Here is a 19,123-nt window from a genome sequence, read left to right on the forward strand (position 1 = left end):
GCTCTGGTTCTTGCGGGTCTAGGGCTGTTATTCGAAGCTACCTAGACTTACCGCCCTTGAGGAAAGCCCTCTTGCAGAGCGAAATCCACTTATTGGGTGCTGCACATACAATGTGCCATCACCATATACCCTTTGTTATCTTTCCTTAAATCTGCCAACCATGAAAGGTCTCTCACCATCTCTGTCGCTGCAGCCGGTGGAACGCCCGTTGGTGTCACCGCGACTTTGAACTGTTGGTTAACCGCTTGAGCAGCCGACTCACCGAACATACTGAAGAAGCGATCAAACTTTGAAGGCTCGCGTTCGATGTACGCCACACGATAGCTGTCACCTAATTTTGCCTTCGTCGCAGCGGCTTTCAGCGCATCTTGGAAGCTACCAAGGCGATCTACCAAACCGCGCTCTTTTGCTTGTTCACCCGTCCAAACACGGCCTTGTGCTACCGCATCGATCTTTTCTGGCGTTGTTTTGCGTGCTGCCGCGGTTTTACTAATGAATTCATGATAGGTATTCTCGATGCCCATTTGGATCACCTCGCCAAAACGTGGATTCAAAGGACGCAGAGGGTTAAATGAATCTGCTAACCAGGTTGTTGTCGTCCCTGCAGTGTGTACTCCCACCTTATCCATCACACGTTCTGCAGTTGGGAAAATCGCAAACACACCAATCGATCCGGTGATGGTCGCTTGATCTGCAATCACTTCATCAGACGACATAGAGATCCAATACCCGCCAGAGGCAGCCACATTACCCATGGAGATGATGACGGGCTTGCCAGCCTTTTGCGTCAGTTCCAATTCTTGTCGAATTAATTCGGAAGCAAAGGCACTACCACCTGGCGAATCAACACGCAATACAACGGCTTTGATTTGGTCGTCTTCACGTGCTTTACGGATCAGGTTTGACGTGGAATTACCGCCAATTTGGCCGGCTGGCGCACTGCCATCGCTAATCTCACCTTCTGCAACAATCACTCCCACTGCGGGGCCAAATTCCAACTTACGTTGATTGTCGAGATACTCGTCAAAACTGATCTGCTTAAAGCTCTTGGTCTGCTCATCTTTAGCGCCCATGGCTAACATCATTTGACGCAAGTCATCACGTGTTTTCAGGCCATCGACTAACTTAGCGTCGACTGCAAATTGCGCCACACTGCCCTTCGCGGCCTTCAACATTTCTGGCAATTTATTGATGTTATCCATAATCGCACCCGCCTGCATTTTGCGCGATTTTTCTACATCATCCGTGTAGATCTTCCACATTGCGTTGTACAAGAATGCCTCAGCTTCTGAAGCGGCTGGCGATGGGCCATTCGCGATATAAGGCTCAGCAAAACTCTTAAAAGTACCAACCTTTAAGACGTTGACCGTAATGCCGATTTTCTCTAAGGCGTCATGATAGTAATTGCGATAGCGACCGAAGCCGGTCAACATTACACTTCCCATAGGATGCAAATACACTTCGTTCGCATGCGATGCCAAGTAGTATTGGCGTTGATCGAAATTGGTGCCCCATGCGATGACTTTCTTGCCGCTTGCTTTAAAGCGATCAAGCGCCGCAGCCACCTCTCGCAACATCGACATACCAGCGCCCTGCATGTTATCCAACATCAAAACTGCACTGGTAATTTTGGGGTCTTTGCTGGCGGCATCGAGAACTGTTAAGACATCACGTAGCTGCGTCGATTTACGCTTGTCGCCTTGCAATTCAGCAATGAAAGCATCACTCGCGCTACCGGGATGTTGCTCAACCAAATCACCTTTGAAGTTCAAGATTAAAGCGGTTTTTTCTTCCACTTTAATTTTGTTTGAGGAGAACAAACTGGTCACAAACAAAATGACGATCAACAAAAAAATGAAATTAATAACGAATCGGCGGCTGCTATCTACTGCGCGCCACACCATGGCAATGCCTTGACCGATACGTCGAAATGGAGAAACAGCCATACCAACTCCTAATGAGGATTACAAAAAAAGAGAAGCATACACTATTGTGCAAATTACCACTGCCGGAACACAGCAATGCAATGTAACCGAAGCTATCGCATGACCCTCAAGAATAAATGCGACTAAGCAAGGCCGCCAAACGTCGTCCCGCCAAATGAATCCGTTCTGCCTGAATCTTCTCAAGACGCGCTTGATAACCCGATGGCAATTCAGTATTCCAACGGTCTCCCCGCGCCGTGACAGTCCGCTTGCCAAAGCGAACATCTTTGAACAGCTCTCTCGCAATTTGCAAATTTTCGTTCGCCCACATTTCTGGTAGACCTCGGATTTGTTCGCCACTGTCCATCGCCATCATCGACGAGGGTGCCGCACTCGCGGTCTCGAAATTGCGCCAGACATTTTCCTTCACCGCTGGGCTAATTTTGTCCCACATACTGTGCAAATTGGTCTGCTCAAACAACAGTGCGTTACCGCCTGCTGTGCCACCGGCGCTTTTACCCTGCGGGGCGCGTTCATGAATATCATCCATCATGCGTCCATCATCATCCAAGTAAACGCCCGCCACATGCAAAGGTTGATGCACATCGCCTACTAAATGAACCAATAACAATAAAGCCTCAGATTCATTTGCAAAGTGAAAAGGTTCGGCGACCGCTCGTCCTTGTAAGAATTCAATCGCAGCTTGCATGGCTTGAACGATATCTTCTGACGCACTACCAAATCCGAGATAGGCATAACGCGTCTGCGTTAAGTTCAAATCAGCGTAGTGATAATGTTTATGACAACTCTCTCGAGACAGGCTCATTCCAAAGCAACTATCGTGATTTCTTTTCACGAAAGCGATGATCTTCGCCATATCTTCAGGGTTTTCAAAGATTTTGCAATCAACATAACGTCCTACATTGGCATATTCGAAATTGGCATCCGGATTCACATTTTTCAGACAATCAGCCCATCCCGCGACCTGCGCCAAAGTCCGCCCTTGCAACATTGACTCAATACGACGCGCGGCAGGCGTATCTTTCAATAGGCGATCAGCCACTGCCCCAACAAGTTCATGGCCTTCTGCGCCCCAAGCCCACACCGGTGACGGCAGCACCAAACTGATTGACAAGGCGATCGCGGTGGCGCGCTTAAAAATACTTTGAAACCTTACAACGGAGTTTGTCATTCAACATTCTTTCTTGCAAAAAATATACTTTTAATTTCAAGCGAGGACTTTTTTCTCTGTGCATCAACCAGTGTTAAGCCCTTTTAGCTGGGAAATACCTTTCACCGTTAAATAGAGGGATTCGGTCGCCAGCATGTTAAAATCACAGGTTACACTTTTTTCGCAAGACTATCTTACCGAGTTCCTCATGAGTGACTTAAACACCACTAACGACCTTCAAAACGAGCAAGATCTCACGCCTACCAAGAAAGTATCGACTGATTTGATACGTAAAGAGGTCGCACGTCGCCGCACTTTCGGCATTATCTCTCACCCGGATGCTGGTAAAACGACATTAACCGAAAAGCTCTTGATGTTTTCGGGTGCGATTCAATTAGCAGGAACGGTCAAGGCGCGTAAGAGTGGTCGTCATGCGACTTCAGACTGGATGGAAATTGAGAAGCAACGTGGCATTTCGGTCGCTTCCTCGGTGATGCAGTTTGAATATCGTGATCACGTGGTGAATTTGCTTGATACGCCAGGTCACCAAGACTTCTCAGAAGACACTTATCGCGTATTGACCGCAGTCGATTCAGCCTTGATGGTGATCGACGCCGCGAAAGGTGTGGAAGAACAAACCATTAAATTGCTCAATGTTTGCCGCATGCGCAATACACCAATCATTACCTTCGTCAATAAGATGGACCGCGAAACACGCGACCCCTTGGAATTGCTGGACGAGTTGGAATCGGTCTTAAAAATTCAATGTGCCCCAGTGACATGGCCGATTGGCATGGGTAAAACTTTCCGCGGTGTGTATCACATCCTGAAAGACGAGATCATGTTGTTCACGCCAGGTAGTGAACGCGCCGATCAAGAATTTGAAGTGGTCAAAGGCATTGATAATCCTCGTCTCGCCGAACTGTTCCCACTCGAGATCGAGCAACTCAAAATGGAAGTGGAATTGGTGCATGGCGCCTCCCATCCATTTGATCTTGAGGCCGTCTTGGCTGGCACGCAAACCCCAGTATTCTTTGGCTCGGCGATCAACAACTTCGGTGTGCGTGAAATTCTGAATGCACTGCTCGACTGGGCTCCGGCACCACGTGGGCGCGATGCCACTGTGCGTGAAGTACAACCGAACGAAGCACCTTTTTCGGGTTTCGTTTTCAAGATTCAAGCGAATATGGATCCCGCTCACCGCGATCGTATTGCGTTCTTGCGCGTCTGTTCGGGTCGTTTCGAACGTGGCATGAAACTCAAGCATTTGCGTATCAATCGCGATATCAAGGTGTCGTCCGTCGTGACTTTCATGGCCTCCTCACGAGAGCAGGTTGAAGAAGCGTATGCAGGCGATATCATCGGCTTGCCGAACCACGGCAATATGCAGATCGGTGATAGCTTTTCCGAAGGCGAGTTGCTGCAATTTACGGGCATCCCCTACTTCGCTCCAGACTTTTTCCGTACGGCGCGTATTTTGAATCCACTGAAAACTAAGCAACTACAAAAAGGTTTGCAGCAATTAGGTGAAGAAGGTGCGGTCCAAGTATTTAAGCCTGTCGCCAGCAGTGACCTCATTCTCGGCGCGGTCGGTGTTTTGCAGTTTGAAGTTGTCGCCAGTCGTTTGAAAAACGAATATGGTGTCGACGCCGTTTTCGAGGGCACCAGCATCAACTGCGCCCGCTGGATCACCTGCGACGACAAGAAGAAGTTAGCTGACTTCGAACGTTCCAGTGCCGGCGCCAACTTGGCATACGATGCCGCAGGTAACCTCGCTTATCTCGCGAGCTCCGGCGTCAATTTACGTCTCACGCAAGAACGTTGGCCCGAAGTCGTATTCCACGCGACGCGTGAACACGCGGCGAAACTCGATTAAGCCTGTGGCTTGGTCATTTCTCGCGGATCAGCGATCCGCCGTTGACGATCAATAGAAGCTACAAAAAAAGAAACGGACGAACCAATAATGGTCGTCCGTTTTTTTCACTGCGTTTTTTTCACCGTGCTTTTTTCACCGCTTCTTTTCACACCAACGAAACGAGATTTCAAACTTCACTTCTTTCAACTACTCCAATTCCAAACGCATACGCTCGAAGCGTATCGTGACCCCATTCGGTAAAGTATCTGCGACATCCTCTAACTTTTGAAAACCTAGCACCTTGTAAAAAGGCACTCCAGGTAAAGTCGCCATCAATTCTAAAGCTGCAAATCCTTGGGCTCGTGCGGCTGCTTTACAGGCATTGAAAATCGCCGTACCAACCCCGCGTCGTGCGGCATCAGGAGCAATGAAGAAAGCACGAATTCGTGCCGCATCGTGTTGTGGGTCAAGAAATTCTGCGCCGCCCATTGGACGTTGATCTCCGCCATACAGCGTGCGACGTCGACTCCATCCACCACAGCCAGCGAGCCTGCCATCGATCTCGGCCGTAAAATAACTGCCGTCTTTCACCAGTGCCGTATCGACCCCGAACACGTGCTCAATCGCCGCTTCAGTTTCTTGATCCGTATAGAAGCCCTTACTCAACTCACGCGCCGACTGTGTAATCAATTGATTGAGTTGTGGCACCTCTTCCATGTGACTCGCTCTCACCAATACCGAAGTCTGAGCTGCTTGATTCATGTAATTTCCTTCCCCAAATTGAGTGGCCTTAGAGCTGGCAGCTGAGCATCGTCAACTTCAGCGCGCTGATTCATGGAATGATCATACACAGAACCATAACAAAAGAAAACGCGCCACCAGTTTTCACTAGTGACGCGCATTCAGTTTCCGCCTTTTTCGCCTCAGCTTGATGTTGCGCTAGACCCAATCATCAACACCATCATGCCTTACGGAAGCTCAGTTCACTACCATCGACATCAACGAGGATAGTATCTTTGGGGCCGAACTTACCTTGCAAAATCAATTTAGACAAAGCGTTTTCGATCTCTTGTTGAATCGCGCGTTTCAATGGACGTGCACCATACACTGGGTCGAAACCGGCTTCGGCAATCTTCAACAGCGCTGCATCGCTAACTTCTAAACTCATCTCCATTTGCGCCAAACGTTTGCTTAAAGTCTGCAACTGAATCTTGGCAATCGAACCGATGTTTTTCGCATCGAGCGCATGGAACACCACAATCTCATCGATACGATTGATGAACTCAGGTCGGAAATGCGTTTTCACTTCGCCCATCACAGCAACTTTCACGAGTGCAGGATCACTACCTTCCATCGCTTGAATTTGGTGCGAACCAAGGTTCGACGTCATGACAATCACCGTATTCTTAAAGTCGACCGTGCGACCTTGCCCATCAGTCATGCGGCCATCATCCAAGACCTGCAACAAAACGTTGAATACATCGTGGTGTGCCTTTTCGACTTCATCAAGCAAAATCACGCTATAGGGCTTGCGACGCACGGCTTCCGTCAAGTAACCGCCCTCTTCATAACCCACGTAACCCGGTGGCGCGCCGATCAAGCGCGCGACCGAATGTTTCTCCATGAATTCGCTCATGTCGATACGAATCAAAGATTCTTCCGTATCGAACATGAAGTTCGCCAAGGCCTTACACAATTCGGTTTTACCCACCCCAGTCGGCCCTAGGAATAAGAAAGAACCGTATGGACGATTCGGATCACCCAAGCCCGCACGCGAGCGACGAATCGCATCCGATACGGCGACTATCGCTTCATGCTGTCCGACCACACGTTGATGCAAAGCGTCTTCCATTTGCAAAAGTTTTTCGCGTTCACCTTGCATCATGCGTGACACCGGAATTCCGGTCGCGCGCGAAACGATCTCGGCGATTTCTTCGGAACCAACTTGAGTCCGCAACAATTTGGTCTTACTTTCATTCTGCGCATTTTTCGCCGCTTGCAGCTCTGCCGCTTTTAGTTGTGCTTCCAACTCCGGCAAGCGACCATACTGCAATTGCGACATGGTTTGCCAATCGCCTTTGCGTTTCGCATCTTCCATCTGCAAACGGATTTTCTCGATCTCTTCCTTGATCTGCGTCGTGCCTTGCACTTGCGATTTTTCTGCTTTCCATACCTCTTCTAAGTCAGCATATTCGCGCGACAAAGTTTTGATCTCGTCTTCTATCAAGGCGAGACGCTTCTTCGAACCTTCGTCTTTTTCGCGTTTGACTGCCTCGCGTTCAATCTTCAATTGAATCAAACGACGATCCAATTTATCCATCACTTCAGGTTTGGAATCAATTTCGATCTTGATCTTGGCTGCAGCTTCGTCAATTAAGTCAATCGCTTTATCGGGTAAGAAACGATCGGTGATGTAGCGATGTGAAAGTTCAGCCGCTGCGACGATCGCAGGATCAGTGATATCAACGCCATGATGGACTTCATACTTCTCTTGCAGACCACGCAAGATTGCGATGGTCGCTTCTACACTAGGTTCATCCACAATGATTTTCTGAAAGCGACGCTCCAAGGCTGCATCTTTTTCGATGTATTTACGATACTCATCGAGCGTCGTGGCACCAACGCAATGCAACTCGCCACGCGCTAAGGCAGGCTTCAGCATATTGCCCGCATCCATCGCACCTTCGGCTTTACCAGCGCCAACCATGATGTGCAATTCATCGATAAAAACGATGGTCTGGCCTTCGTCCATGGCGATTTCTTTGAGTACTGCTTTCAAACGTTCTTCAAATTCACCGCGGAATTTTGCGCCCGCAAGCAAGGCCGCCATATCGAGCGACAAGACTCGTTTAGACTTCAAGCTGTCAGGCACTTCGCCATTCACAATCCTTTGCGCGAGCCCCTCGACAATCGCTGTTTTACCCACGCCAGGCTCTCCGATCAAGACCGGATTATTTTTGCTCCTGCGTTGCAAAACTTGAATCGCGCGACGGATCTCATCATCACGACCAATCACAGGATCCAACTTACCAAGACGTGCACGTTCAGTGAGATCAAGCGTGTATTTTTTCAGAGCCTCACGTTGGCCTTCCGCATCAGCAGAATCAACGTTACCTCCACCACGCACACCTTTGATCGCCGCCTCCAACGAACTGCGTGTTAAACCACTTTCACGTGCCAATTTACCGGCCTCGGATTTATCATCAACCAAGGCCAGCAACACCATCTCACTGGCTAAGAATTGGTCACCTCGTTTCTGAGATTCTTTATCAGCCAAATTCAGTAAGCCCACCAGTTCGCGCCCCACTTGGACCTGACCATCGGTACCGGTCACTTTGGGTAAACGCTCTAATGCGCTCTTCAAACCATTCAGCAATGCATTGACGTTCACTCCAGAACGTTGCAAAAGTGAGCGTGCGCCCCCATCTTCTTGGTTTATTAGTGCCAAGAGCAGGTGCACGGGTTCTATATATTGGTTATCATTGCCGACTGCTTGGCTTTGCGCATCCGCCAAAGCCTCTTGCAGTTTTGTCGTTAATTTATCAAGACGCATGTAGCCCCCTCGATTAAAGTCATGTTTTTAATAGCTCTAAGATTAGGTGAAATTGGAGCTTTTCAAGAACTCTCATCGAGAAATTCGCGAACACTTGCGTTACATCAATCATGCATTTAGAACAAATCAATTTAAGTTACGTTGCCAAAGAAGATAGAATTTTATTTCGCATTGGCTTAGCAGGCGAAACCCCTGAAGCAGAAAAGAGCGAAGTGCGCTTGTTTTTCACACGCAGGCTGTTGCAAAGAATGTGGCCAACTCTGATGGAGGCCATGGCCACGCATTTACGCTTAAATCGGCCAGAAGCTGCCTTTGCCAGCGAAGAAATCGTTAGCATGGATCATGATCAAGCGATCAATAATATCTCTCAGAGTGGAAATTTCGACCAAGCGTATCAAGCAGATAATCGTAAAGTCATCACTGGTGATGCACCACTCCTGATCGAAACGATACAATTCCACTTACAACAAAATGCCTTACTCTGGATTCAATTTCACCCAACCGCAGGAGGCACCATTGATGTCAAGCTCAACTCTGAGCTTTTACATGGTTTTTGCAAATTGCTGATCGATACTGAGAAAATTTCAGAATGGGGATTGGAATTAAAAATGCCAAAATCCAGCGAGACTTATGTCCCCTCACACATGCTCAACTAAGCATGCATGAGGAATACATCAATTTGTAGTTCTTACGCGAGACTGGGTAAGTCAGAGATCAAAGAAATTTCTGATGGTGCTTAAACTGCTCAGTCGCGCGAACGAGCTCCGCTGCGATACCTGGTTCCATCGCGGCATGACCCGCATCCTTAATCATATGCAATCTGGAACTTGGCCACGCCTGATGTAAGCGATAAGCCGACAAAGGTGGGCAGATCACATCGTAGCGCCCTTGTACGATCACGGCCGGTAGATGGCGAATTAAATGGATATTTTTGATGAGCTGATCTTCATCCATAAAAGCGCCATTGAGCATGTAGTGTGCTTCTAAGCGACCAATTCCCAGGCTCACTTGATCAGATTCAAAATCTTCGATTGCTTGCGCTTGCGGTTCCAAGAACAAGCAAGAACCTTCATAGCGGCTCCAATGACGCGCGGCTTCACGGTAGATAGCTGGCTCCTCGTCAAATAGACGTTTAACGTAGGCTTGCAGGAGATTGCCTCGTTCTGAATGCGGAATCGCGTGAGCGAAAGCTTCATGCACTTCAGGAAAGAAGTGATTCATACCGTTAATGAACCAATCGACTTCCGCTTTGGTACATAAGAAAATCCCGCGCAAGACGAATCCGAGACACCGATCTGGATACGCTTGTCCGTAAGCCAGTGCCAAGGTAGATCCCCATGATCCGCCAAATACCAACCACTGATCGATATTCAACATCTCACGAATTTTTTCAATATCTTCGATCAGCAATTCGGTGGTGTTGTTTCGATACTCACCCAATGGCGTCGATTTACCAGCACCACGTTGGTCAAACAAAACAATTCGATAGTGGGCCGGATCAAAAAAACGCCGATGGGTCGGAGACGTCCCACCGCCGGGGCCGCCATGCAAAAACAAGACTGGTTGACCAGCAGGATTCCCGCACTCTTCCCAATACAAATTATGTAGCCCATCGACTTGCAAGCGCCCCTGACGATAAGGTTCAATCGGTGGAAACATGAGCGTATTTTCGTCAGCCATTTTTTATCCTTCGTTCGATTTATTTGAAGTACTTTATTTCGTATGAATTGGAAAGCAACAATTGGAAACCACCATCGAGCACCTTACTGCGCGAAAAAACGCCACGAGGCAAGTCCTAAAAAGCACAATACTATAGATCCAAGTAGATGCGTGGCGGTGTGGGCGAAAGCCCACATCCAATCTCCTTTTTGAATCAACTGCATGGCCTCGGCGGAGAAGGTCGAGAATGTCGTCAAACCTCCCAAAAATCCAGTCACGATCAACAAGCGCCACTCTGGAGATATCTGTGGATTACTCGAAAAAAAACCGACGCAAATGCCAATCACATAAGCACCACCCAGATTTGCCAACAAGGTCCCGATCGGCAAATTGGACTGAACATGATTAAACAGCACACTTAAAACCCAACGCAAGCATGCCCCCAGAGCGGCGCCCAATCCCACAACGAGAAAGCCTAAGCCACTCATATTTTGTGGTCCTTTGAGTCTAGCGTCCACTTCGCCATCGCATGATCATCGCTCACGCGTGCATCAACCCAACGTTCGCCTTCAGGAGTGCTCTCTTTCTTCCAAAATGGCGCTTGTGTCTTGAGGTAGTCCATCATGAACTCGCAGGCTGCAAATGCCTCACCACGATGCGCACTGGCCGCAACAACTAAAACAATTTGATCACGTGGAAGCAAAGGGCCAACCCGATGAATGATCAAACCATCGAATAAATTCCATCTTGTTTGCGCTTCAAGTGCGATTGCGTTGAGGGATTTTTCGGTCATACCAGGATAATGTTCCAACTCCATTCCTGCCACCTGTTGTCCGTCATTCATATCGCGCACCAAGCCGACAAAGCTCACAACTGCTCCGATATCGGAGCGCTTCTGCCGGATTCTATGTAGCTCTACATTCAAATCAAAATCTTCGCGTTGAACTCGCACTTCCATTGTTCACCCCCCGGTCACTGGAGGAAAAAACGCCAGCTCATCACCTTCTTTTAGCTGAACATCGTGTTCGATCATGACTTGATTCACCGCCATACGAAGAACGCGATCAAAGGATAAAGCTTGATCCCAGGGGGAACCTTGATCGATCAAACGTTGACGTACTTGAGTCGCCGAAATGGATGCGTCATCGAGATTCAATTCTAATGTCGAACAATCGAGTTTTTCCCGAACGCTGGCAAAAAAACGTAAGTGCAATTTCATCAAAAAATATCCTAGCTCAGATGCTTAATACAATAAATTAGTGAACGGCAAGAAGCGCACCAAATCACCCTCGGCGATTGTCGTCTGTGGTGCGACATCAATCAAACCATCCCCCCAAACAGCCGAAGTCAAAACTCCCGAACTTTGATTGGGAAAGAGTTCAAGACCACCGTTTTGATTAACGCGGGCTCGCAAAAACTCATTACGTTTATCGGCCTTCGTCCAATTAAAGTCGGCACGCACACGATATGATTGCGGCTCCACGTTTTGAACGCCCTGCATACGCAACAAGAAAGGACGCACAAATAATAAAAACGTGACCAAACTCGACACGGGGTTGCCCGGCAAACCCAAAAAAGCAGCTGGTAAAGATTGACCGTCGATTCTTCTTACATGTCCAAAAGCCAGCGGCTTTCCAGGCTTCATGGCAATCTGCCAAAGGGCGATCGCACCTTCCGCTTCCACCGCGGGCTTGACATGATCTTCCTCGCCGACGGATACCCCACCTGAGGTGATAATGACATCATGATGCTGAGCAGCCTCCCGCAAAGTCGCGCGCGTCGCCTCCAAATCATCTGGCACAATACCGTAATCAGTGACCTCACATTTGAGATTTTGCAATAAGGATCGCAATACATAACGATTCGAGTTGTAAATGGCGCCTGGTCGCAAAGCTTCACCGGGCATCGTGAGTTCATCGCCAGTAAAAAATACGGCTACCCGTAACGGTGCCACCACTTTAATTTCTTTCAATCCTACCGAGGCGGCCAATCCGCACTCTTGAGCACGGAGGACTGTGCCAGCTTCAAGAATGCGGCTACCTGCACAAATATCCTCACCTTGACGACGAATCCATTCACCTCGCTTCGGCTGATACATAATTCGAACAAACTGTTTCCCATCGATTTCTTCGGCGCGCGTTTGCTCCTGCATCACCACCGCATCAGCTCCTTCGGGGATAAAAGCTCCCGTAAAAATACGGGCAGCTGTGCCAACCTGCAGCACATTTCCAACCGATCCTGCTGGAATGCGCTGGGTCACCGGCAGCAAGGTATTCCCCGACGTACACTCGGCAGCGCGGACCGCATACCCATCCATTTGTGTATTGTCCATGGGTGGCACATGCAAGTTCGAAATGAGATCTTCTGCAAGGATTCTTTGATTGGCGTATAGAGTCTCAATGGATTCGACTCTGCCATGTGCTTGGGCCGCCGAAAGTAGAGTTTCGAGCGCTTGATGGACGCTCAACATAGGTGCTTTTTGCATTGTCCTGACTAACATCATTGACTGTTTGAGAATTTATAAGTGTAGCACTCCAGAGCCTATTTCAATGGCATTGCCACCAACCTGAATACGCGGCACTTGATTTGTGTCGATTTCAGCAGAGACTAATAACTTAGATGGACGATTTATCTGATGTCCTTGCTTGACTTGCGCTGCAAACTTTCGTCCGTGACGATGCCGCAAATGCCACGCTGCCCAGTTTGCAGCAGCGGAACCGGTGGCAGGATCAACCGCAATGCTTCCTTGTTTCACAAACCAATAACGCGCCGACACCGTCAAATTTTCTGCATCGCCTCCACCGCTTTGATCACCTTCTATTGCGAACAAATAGGCATTCTGCCTCCCGGCAAGACTGCTTGGCCAAGCCTCCAGCATAGCCGCGTTGGGATTGGCACGTTCAAGGGCTTGCGCTGAATTCAGTGGAAACAATAAGTGCTCATTACCCGTATTGACCCACATCGGCTCTGACAAAAAGTCAGAACCCTGTAATCCCAACAGTTGTGCGAAAAAATGAAGATCTTGTGTAGGCGTCCGAAAGCATTCATCAAATGTTTTGTTCTGGTTGACTGGCACAGTCAAAGTCCAATGCGAAGCCTTCACTGGTGCTGGCGCTGGCGCAATTGGTGTTGCAGGTGTTAACAAGCTTTCACCACGAATCTCGATCAAACCGGCTTGGCATTGCAGCATAAAACAATCGAATCCAGGCTTCAAAGCGGCAACAACCGAAGCCGCGCCTATCGTGGGATGACCTGCGAAGGGCAATTCGCTTGTCGTCGTAAAAATTCGCAAGGACGCAAGAGCATTGGTGTCGTGAGGTGGTAACAAGAATACCGTCTCAGATAAATTGAACTGTGCGGCGAGGGTTTGCATTTGTAAGGCATCCAAGCCGCGGGCGTCTTCAAAAACACAAAGAGGATTGCCACCAAATTGCGACTCTGCAAAGACATTCAATAAACGAAAACGATAATCCACTGGGCTTTTCCTCTCTTTTTTCGCACTTACGCATAGAATAGATCCTTATCCAACACCTGAGGAAGAACTATGTCCAAAAAGAACCAGCTCGACGACGAAACGATGGCATTAATTCACTGGTGTATCGAGCTCGAAAATTTACTCTGTAAAGCCGGAGCGACACGTGATCAGGCGCAAGAATACATTGAAGAAGAAATCGAGCTTCTAACAGATCAATATTATGACGGACTGACTCCTGAAGAAGCGGCGCAATTTGCGCTACGCGATTAACTAATCGACAATGCAAGATTGCAATCCAAGAACAGCAGCGCTTGACTTGCAATTAATGGTGGACACTTCGCATCCCCAACGGAAACGAACTTTTGCGATTAAGCTCGGTCTATTCGCTGTTAATTAACAAGTCCTTCGGAGAACCTCAGAATGAAGAAACTTCTACTCGCTCTTTGTTTAAGCGGCTTATTTTTGGATACCAGCTATGCTCAAATTCTGAGTGTTCGCGAACAAGCAAGAGTGATCAACGAAAACCTTGCCGAGCGTTTTGAAACGCTGTTGCCGCAAATGATGGAACAAAGCGGAATTGATATGTGGGTCATGATTACACGTGAATACAACGAGGACCCTGTTGTCAAAACCATGTTACCGGCGGAATGGCTCAACGCACGACGTCGCACCATGCTGGTATTTCACCGTGATCAAAATACCGGAAAGGTGGAAAAATTAGCAGTGGCTCGATATGACTTTGGAGAGCATATCAAGGCCGCTTGGGACACTCAGAAATTCCCTGAACAATGGGATGCTTTGATCAACATCATCAAGCAAAAACAAGCAAGGAAAATTGGTATCAATACGTCCTTACATTTCGGTCATGCAGACGGACTTGATAAGACTGACTATGATGAATTCCAACGTCGATTACCGGCCGAACTGAGAAGCAAGATAGTTTCCGCAGAACCTTTAGCGATTCGCTGGCTAGAGACGCGCACCGAGCGAGAAATGCAATTTTATCCTCAGCTCATTCGCACAACACATGCCATCATCGAAGAAGGATTTTCAGAGCGTGTCATTGTCCCTGGCGTAACAACCAGCGAAGATGTGGTTTGGTGGTTCCGACAAAAAATTCGCGACTTAGGGTACGACACTTGGTTCCACCCGACCGTTGATATTCAGCGGGCCGATCCCGACAACAAAGAAGCGCAGAGAAGTTTTTCAAGTCGTCCCAAGAATGACGTGATCCTTCCCGGCGACCTCATTCACGTTGATATTGGGATCACTTATCTCCGTTTGAACACAGATATTCAGCAGCATGCCTATGTGCTACGCCCGGGCGAAACCACGGTTCCAGAATCAATCAAAACGGCATTCAGTAAAGCCAATCGTTTGCAGGACATCCTCACCAATCAATTCAAACTAGGGGTGACGGGAAATCAAATGTTGGAGGCTGCATTGGAGCAAGCTAAACGAGAAGGTATCAATCCAAGTATTTATTCTCACCCCATCGGCTACCATGGCCACGCCGCTGGCCCAGCGATTGGTATGTGGGATCAACAGACTGGCGTTCCCGGAACAGGTGAGCAACAACTGAGAAAAAATACTGCGTATTCGATCGAATTAAACGCAAGTAGTCTTATCCCAGAGTGGAAAAAAACAATACGCATCATGCTGGAAGAGGATGCTTTTTTTGATGGTCAACAAGTACGGTATATCGATGGGCGACAGAAAGAGATCTATACCATCCCACGCTTCGATCGCTACAACCAATAGATGATCGCCAATTTTGGTTCGGCTTATCAAATAAAAAAACACCAAAGCGCGCTTTGGTGTTTTTTTTAAAGCTCAGTTAGAGTGTCAGCAGCTATTTTTTATCCTGCGAGCGAAACTCGATTTGCTCGACCCTCACTAGTTTTGCATCCTCCACATCCATATCTTTTTGCGAGAACGGTGCTTGCGTACGATGACTTTCGCGGTATGGCGTCTCGTCGCGACGAACACTCGAAAACAAAAGAAGTAACAGAATCTTGATCAACACAAATACGACGAATAAGGTCAAAATCAAGGGTACGATCGTCAATAACAGAGCGATCGCCACACACACCAACAACAATTTCGGCAACGGCGTTTTCATCAACACGCCCATGGCCTTGCCACCAAAGACACGCAGCTCTTTCCATGCTTGGCGCAATACTGAATACATATACTGTTTTTGTGACGAACTCATGTGTCTACCCTCTTTTCCTTTCCCGTTCTTCGCTGAAAATCGATTCGATCTTCGCCTTCCTGACTGCTGGCAATTTACTCGCAACCAAACTCTCTGAAGGCACTTTAATTTGTGTGACCGTACTTGACCAGCAGATTGAGACCAAGTGCCATTTTTGAAGGATAGAACGCCATTTCCAGCGTAAAACTCACTTCATCACCATCTCCAAAATATCGTGCCTGATTATCCTCAGGCCATAGCAAGCTCACCACGGTAATAAGTACGAGAAAATGCCGTCAATAAATTTCTCAGCTGTAAAGACCTCTCATCTACGCGACCAGCATTTGTGGCCTCATCGAATACTTTGCTGCATTTCTCTGACAGCTGGCGCTCAGTTTTTGGGGATTGAAGCTTCCAAAATCGCATTTCGTCACATCGCTGTGGTAACTTGCCGCTCGATTCTTTACAGTGCACCCATCAAATATTTTTTCGAAGTCATAACGATCTTGAAAAGGAACACGAAAATGAATCTCACAAACAAATTAGCTTTGACTTTAGTTGGCACAATCGCGATTGCTGCAAGTTTAGCTGGCTCCTGCAACGCAAAAGTACAAGCAGCAGCATCCAGTAAGTCAGACGTCCAAGTCGTCACTGTTAGTGCTCAACGTATGACAAGCGCGGAAAAAGCTGCGTTCGATCAGGGATCTTCCGCCAATGCAGTTCAAACTGTCGTGATCAGTGCGAAACGCCTCAGTCCGCAAGCAAAAATTGTGTTTGATCGCAATAATCAAGCGGCACAAAAACAAACATCGTAATTTGTCACTTTTGCGATTTTGATTACTAGTTATCAATTATTCCCTGTGATTTTCAACTTTGAATCACAAGGCTAGACTAAACAAAAAACATTGTGACTAAACACGCAAAAATATTTTCGATTTATTTGCGTTTTAATTAACATCTTAGACAAAAGCGATTCGTTTTGTTTTACACTAGTGCGTTGCGATGCAATTCGAACGCGCGCCACACATCAATGGGGGCTTTAGATCATGAATATGAAAACAGTATCTCTTGGTATCGTCTTAGCATCTGTCGTTGGAGCAGTTCAGGCTCAAGAACTCTTCGTAGTTTCTCAACCGCAGTCGAACAAAGAACTGCAGTGCCAAGAGAACTGCGCCCAAGACGTCCAATCTCAGGCACCATTGCAAATTGATCGAAGCGGCATGGACAAAGCTTCAGTGCACCTGCAAATCATGCAGCAAACTTCACCAAGATTTAGTGAACCATCTTCAAGCCCCAAGAAGCCGAGCAGCGAAGATAAAAAATCTAGTTCAACGAAGACACAAGAAAACACCTAAAACCGTACACGATTTCTTGCATGCTTAAGTGCGAATTACTTCAAGCACATCTAATAAAGCGAAAAGCCAGACCGATGTCTGGCTTTTTTATTTTCATCTCACTGCGTGGGTCGCACGGCTCCACTTCAAAGATCACCACTAGCACCGCACAAATTAAAGAGCCGAGCGGTCGATACGCTTACTCAAGATAATCGAGGTCGAAGTTTGGCGCACGCCATCAAGCGCGCCGATTTGATCGAGCAAGCGATCGAGCACTTCCGTGGTCGCACAACGTAGCGTCAGCATATAGTCAATCGCGCCACTAACCGCACATAGGCTCTCAACCTCTGGCAACTGCTGCAGAAATTTGATAAGTCCAGCGACCGATCGCGCTTCGATCGACAAACCAACATAGGCACGCACAGCGGGTTGATACATCGCCTGATTCAGTTTCAGGCCGTATCCGGCAATCACCTCACGTTTTTCGAGAGCAGCGATCCGCGCAATCACCGTGGTGCGAGCAATTCCCACGCGTTTAGCGATGGTCGTAACAGGCATCCGCGCATTGTCCATCAAGAGTGCGAGGATTTTGTTATCAATATCATCAAGAACAGGCTTCATTTATACACTTTATCTCATTTGTTCGTCATATCGCATCATTATGACTCAATCTGACGATACTTTACACTCTATTTTCTGACAATTTTCCCCTCTACACTCTCTTCCATCGCAAACACGACAGTTTGTCGTGTTTTTTAACTTTACACCCTCTTTGGAGACTAACGATGGCAACTAAACTCATTCTTCTCGGTGCCGGTAAAATCGGTGATGCAATCCTCAATTTGTTGTCCCACACTGGCGACTACGAAATCACAGTAGCAGATCGTGACCAAGAACGTTTGAAATACGTTGCACAAGCTGGTTTTCCTAATGTAACAACAAAACAAGCTGACTTGGCTGATCAAGCAGTTGTTACTGAATTGATCCGTGGTCACAAAGTCACATTGTCTGCTTGCCCATACTTCTTGACACCAATCATCGCTGGTGCAGCGAAAGCAGCAAACTCCCACTACTTCGATTTGACAGAAGATGTTGAAAGCACACGTGTTGTAAAACAATTGGCTGACGGTGCAGACTCTGCTTTCGTTCCACAATGCGGCTTGGCTCCAGGCTTCATCTCTATCGTTGCAAACGACGTAGCGAAGAAATTCGAAACTTTGCGTGACGTCAGCATGCGCGTCGGTGCTTTGCCAACATTCCCGAACAATGCGTTGAAGTACAACCTGACATGGAGTACAGATGGCTTGATCAACGAATACTGCAACCCATGCGAAGCGATCGTTGACGGTCAATTGCGCGAAACTTCCCCATTGGAAGAAATGGAACACTTCTCACTCGACGGTATCGACTACGAAGCGTTCAACACTTCTGGTGGTTTGGGTACTTTGTGCGAATCCTTGCAAGGTAAAGTTCAAAACTTGAACTACAAAACAGTGCGTTATCCAGGTCACCGCGACATCGTCAAAATGTTGATTCGCGATTTGGAATTGGGCAAACTGGAACGCCGTCCAATCTTGAAAGATGTCTTGGAAACTTCTGTTCCTATGACTAAACAAGACGTGGTTTTGGTTTTCGTCAGCGTCATCGGTACACGCAATGGCCGCTTGGAACAAGAATCCTATGCGAAGAAAATCTACGCACAAGAAGTTAACGGTCAGTTGCTGTCTGCGATACAATTGACAACTGCGTCTGGTATCTGCGCCATGGTTGATATGGTTGTTGAAGGTAAGTTGCCACAAAAAGGTATGGTTCGTCAGGAACAAGCTACTTTGGCAGACTTCACAGCAAACCGCTTCGGTCGTTACTACGCACTGTAATCAATACAATTAGTTTTCATCGCGGAGGCGCGGAGGTAGCAGAGATGATCAAGGTTCTCTGCACTCTGCGCCTCTGTGAT

19 protein-coding genes are annotated in these 19,123 nt (G+C 47.7%); 7 read left to right on the forward strand and 12 right to left on the reverse strand.

Translation table 11 applies throughout. The annotated features are described in order from the left end of the window. Positions 1-89 precede the first annotated feature (89 nt). Entirely contained in the window at positions 90-1,946 is a 1,857-nt protein-coding gene (gene sppA, locus RF679_RS12640; protein WP_309480989.1) for a signal peptide peptidase SppA, read from the reverse strand. Between the two features lie 106 nt (positions 1,947-2,052). Next, positions 2,053-3,117, reverse strand: coding sequence for a S1/P1 nuclease (locus RF679_RS12645; protein WP_309480990.1), 1,065 nt, complete (start codon positions 3,115-3,117; stop codon positions 2,053-2,055). Between the two features lie 187 nt (positions 3,118-3,304). On the opposite strand from RF679_RS12645, the gene RF679_RS12650 reads away from it, so the two are divergent. Then, complete coding sequence (locus RF679_RS12650; RefSeq protein WP_309480991.1) at positions 3,305-4,972, forward strand: peptide chain release factor 3; 1,668 nt, start codon at positions 3,305-3,307, stop codon at positions 4,970-4,972. A 186-nt stretch (positions 4,973-5,158) separates the two neighbouring features. Here RF679_RS12650 and RF679_RS12655 read toward each other — a convergent pair whose 3' ends face one another. Together RF679_RS12655 and clpB are read right to left on the reverse strand one after the other, a co-directional pair. Then, entirely contained in the window at positions 5,159-5,713 is a 555-nt protein-coding gene (locus tag RF679_RS12655) for a GNAT family N-acetyltransferase (RefSeq protein WP_309480992.1), read from the reverse strand. A gap of 199 nt (positions 5,714-5,912) precedes the next feature. Then, complete coding sequence (clpB, locus tag RF679_RS12660) at positions 5,913-8,504, reverse strand: ATP-dependent chaperone ClpB (RefSeq protein WP_309480993.1); 2,592 nt, start codon at positions 8,502-8,504, stop codon at positions 5,913-5,915. 110 nt (positions 8,505-8,614) lie between these two features. On the opposite strand from clpB, the gene RF679_RS12665 reads away from it, so the two are divergent. Then, positions 8,615-9,160 (forward strand): hypothetical protein, encoded by a 546-nt coding sequence (locus tag RF679_RS12665; RefSeq protein WP_309480994.1) that lies wholly within the window; start codon positions 8,615-8,617, stop codon positions 9,158-9,160. Positions 9,161-9,218: 58 nt separating this feature from the next. On the opposite strand, the gene pip is transcribed toward RF679_RS12665, so the two are convergent. The 6 genes from pip to RF679_RS12695 form a co-directional block, all read right to left on the reverse strand. Further along, positions 9,219-10,184: a prolyl aminopeptidase gene (gene pip, locus RF679_RS12670; RefSeq protein WP_309480995.1), complete on the reverse strand. Its 966-nt coding sequence runs from the start codon at positions 10,182-10,184 to the stop codon at positions 9,219-9,221. 83 nt (positions 10,185-10,267) lie between these two features. Next, positions 10,268-10,651: a fluoride efflux transporter CrcB gene (crcB, locus tag RF679_RS12675; RefSeq protein WP_309480996.1), complete on the reverse strand. Its 384-nt coding sequence runs from the start codon at positions 10,649-10,651 to the stop codon at positions 10,268-10,270. Continuing rightward, the gene (locus RF679_RS12680; RefSeq protein ID WP_309480997.1) at positions 10,648-11,121 is read right to left on the reverse strand and encodes a molybdenum cofactor biosynthesis protein MoaE; all 474 of its coding nucleotides are present in this window, start codon (positions 11,119-11,121) and stop codon (positions 10,648-10,650) included. The genes crcB and RF679_RS12680 overlap by 4 nt, the downstream gene beginning before the upstream one ends. 3 nt (positions 11,122-11,124) lie before the next feature. Beyond that, on the reverse strand, positions 11,125-11,382 hold the full coding sequence (moaD, locus tag RF679_RS12685) for a molybdopterin converting factor subunit 1 (protein ID WP_309480998.1): 258 nt from the start codon (positions 11,380-11,382) through the stop codon (positions 11,125-11,127). Between the two features lie 24 nt (positions 11,383-11,406). After that, positions 11,407-12,633 (reverse strand): molybdopterin molybdotransferase MoeA, encoded by a 1,227-nt coding sequence (locus RF679_RS12690; RefSeq protein ID WP_309480999.1) that lies wholly within the window; start codon positions 12,631-12,633, stop codon positions 11,407-11,409. 48 nt (positions 12,634-12,681) lie between these two features. After that, entirely contained in the window at positions 12,682-13,638 is a 957-nt protein-coding gene (locus tag RF679_RS12695; RefSeq protein WP_309481000.1) for a PhzF family phenazine biosynthesis protein, read from the reverse strand. A gap of 69 nt (positions 13,639-13,707) precedes the next feature. Here RF679_RS12695 and RF679_RS12700 point away from each other — a divergent pair, with 69 nt between their 5' ends. Both RF679_RS12700 and RF679_RS12705 read left to right on the forward strand, forming a co-directional pair. After that, positions 13,708-13,908, forward strand: a complete 201-nt coding sequence (locus RF679_RS12700; RefSeq protein WP_309481001.1) for a hypothetical protein — start codon at positions 13,708-13,710, stop codon at positions 13,906-13,908. A gap of 150 nt (positions 13,909-14,058) precedes the next feature. After that, entirely contained in the window at positions 14,059-15,399 is a 1,341-nt protein-coding gene (locus RF679_RS12705) for a M24 family metallopeptidase (protein WP_309481002.1), read from the forward strand. Positions 15,400-15,490: 91 nt separating this feature from the next. Here the strand turns inward: RF679_RS12705 and RF679_RS12710 are convergent, their stop codons facing one another. After that, positions 15,491-15,853 carry a hypothetical protein gene (locus tag RF679_RS12710; protein WP_309481003.1) on the reverse strand — a complete coding sequence of 121 codons (363 nt, stop codon included), beginning with the start codon at positions 15,851-15,853 and terminating at the stop codon, positions 15,491-15,493. Between the two features lie 503 nt (positions 15,854-16,356). Here RF679_RS12710 and RF679_RS12715 point away from each other — a divergent pair. Further along, on the forward strand, positions 16,357-16,647 hold the full coding sequence (locus RF679_RS12715) for a hypothetical protein (RefSeq protein WP_309481004.1): 291 nt from the start codon (positions 16,357-16,359) through the stop codon (positions 16,645-16,647). A gap of 231 nt (positions 16,648-16,878) precedes the next feature. Then, complete coding sequence (locus RF679_RS12720; protein WP_309481005.1) at positions 16,879-17,187, forward strand: hypothetical protein; 309 nt, start codon at positions 16,879-16,881, stop codon at positions 17,185-17,187. A 153-nt stretch (positions 17,188-17,340) separates the two neighbouring features. Here the strand turns inward: RF679_RS12720 and RF679_RS12725 are convergent, their stop codons facing one another. Beyond that, positions 17,341-17,787: an Lrp/AsnC family transcriptional regulator gene (locus RF679_RS12725; RefSeq protein WP_309481006.1), complete on the reverse strand. Its 447-nt coding sequence runs from the start codon at positions 17,785-17,787 to the stop codon at positions 17,341-17,343. Positions 17,788-17,951: 164 nt separating this feature from the next. Here RF679_RS12725 and RF679_RS12730 point away from each other — a divergent pair, with 164 nt between their 5' ends. Beyond that, on the forward strand, positions 17,952-19,043 hold the full coding sequence (locus RF679_RS12730) for a saccharopine dehydrogenase family protein (protein WP_309481007.1): 1,092 nt from the start codon (positions 17,952-17,954) through the stop codon (positions 19,041-19,043). Positions 19,044-19,123 lie beyond the last annotated feature (80 nt).

It is taken from the genome of Undibacterium cyanobacteriorum (genome assembly GCF_031326225.1).
Taxonomy (GTDB): domain Bacteria; phylum Pseudomonadota; class Gammaproteobacteria; order Burkholderiales; family Burkholderiaceae_D; genus Undibacterium; species Undibacterium cyanobacteriorum.

Coding starts and splice junctions, on each gene's coding strand:
- clpB (WP_309480993.1), bottom strand. CDS start 8,504: ATGCGTCTTGATAAATTAACGACAAAACTGCAAGAGGCTTTGGCGGAT.
- RF679_RS12650 (WP_309480991.1), top strand. CDS start 3,305: ATGAGTGACTTAAACACCACTAACGACCTTCAAAACGAGCAAGATCTC.
- moaD (WP_309480998.1), bottom strand. CDS start 11,382: ATGAAATTGCACTTACGTTTTTTTGCCAGCGTTCGGGAAAAACTCGAT.
- RF679_RS12665 (WP_309480994.1), top strand. CDS start 8,615: ATGCATTTAGAACAAATCAATTTAAGTTACGTTGCCAAAGAAGATAGA.
- RF679_RS12700 (WP_309481001.1), top strand. CDS start 13,708: ATGTCCAAAAAGAACCAGCTCGACGACGAAACGATGGCATTAATTCAC.
- RF679_RS12705 (WP_309481002.1), top strand. CDS start 14,059: ATGAAGAAACTTCTACTCGCTCTTTGTTTAAGCGGCTTATTTTTGGAT.
- pip (WP_309480995.1), bottom strand. CDS start 10,184: ATGGCTGACGAAAATACGCTCATGTTTCCACCGATTGAACCTTATCGT.
- RF679_RS12720 (WP_309481005.1), top strand. CDS start 16,879: ATGAATATGAAAACAGTATCTCTTGGTATCGTCTTAGCATCTGTCGTT.
- RF679_RS12655 (WP_309480992.1), bottom strand. CDS start 5,713: ATGAATCAAGCAGCTCAGACTTCGGTATTGGTGAGAGCGAGTCACATG.
- RF679_RS12680 (WP_309480997.1), bottom strand. CDS start 11,121: ATGGAAGTGCGAGTTCAACGCGAAGATTTTGATTTGAATGTAGAGCTA.
- RF679_RS12645 (WP_309480990.1), bottom strand. CDS start 3,117: ATGACAAACTCCGTTGTAAGGTTTCAAAGTATTTTTAAGCGCGCCACC.
- RF679_RS12725 (WP_309481006.1), bottom strand. CDS start 17,787: ATGAAGCCTGTTCTTGATGATATTGATAACAAAATCCTCGCACTCTTG.
- sppA (WP_309480989.1), bottom strand. CDS start 1,946: ATGGCTGTTTCTCCATTTCGACGTATCGGTCAAGGCATTGCCATGGTG.
- RF679_RS12715 (WP_309481004.1), top strand. CDS start 16,357: ATGAATCTCACAAACAAATTAGCTTTGACTTTAGTTGGCACAATCGCG.
- RF679_RS12710 (WP_309481003.1), bottom strand. CDS start 15,853: ATGAGTTCGTCACAAAAACAGTATATGTATTCAGTATTGCGCCAAGCA.
- RF679_RS12730 (WP_309481007.1), top strand. CDS start 17,952: ATGGCAACTAAACTCATTCTTCTCGGTGCCGGTAAAATCGGTGATGCA.
- RF679_RS12690 (WP_309480999.1), bottom strand. CDS start 12,633: ATGTTGAGCGTCCATCAAGCGCTCGAAACTCTACTTTCGGCGGCCCAA.
- crcB (WP_309480996.1), bottom strand. CDS start 10,651: ATGAGTGGCTTAGGCTTTCTCGTTGTGGGATTGGGCGCCGCTCTGGGG.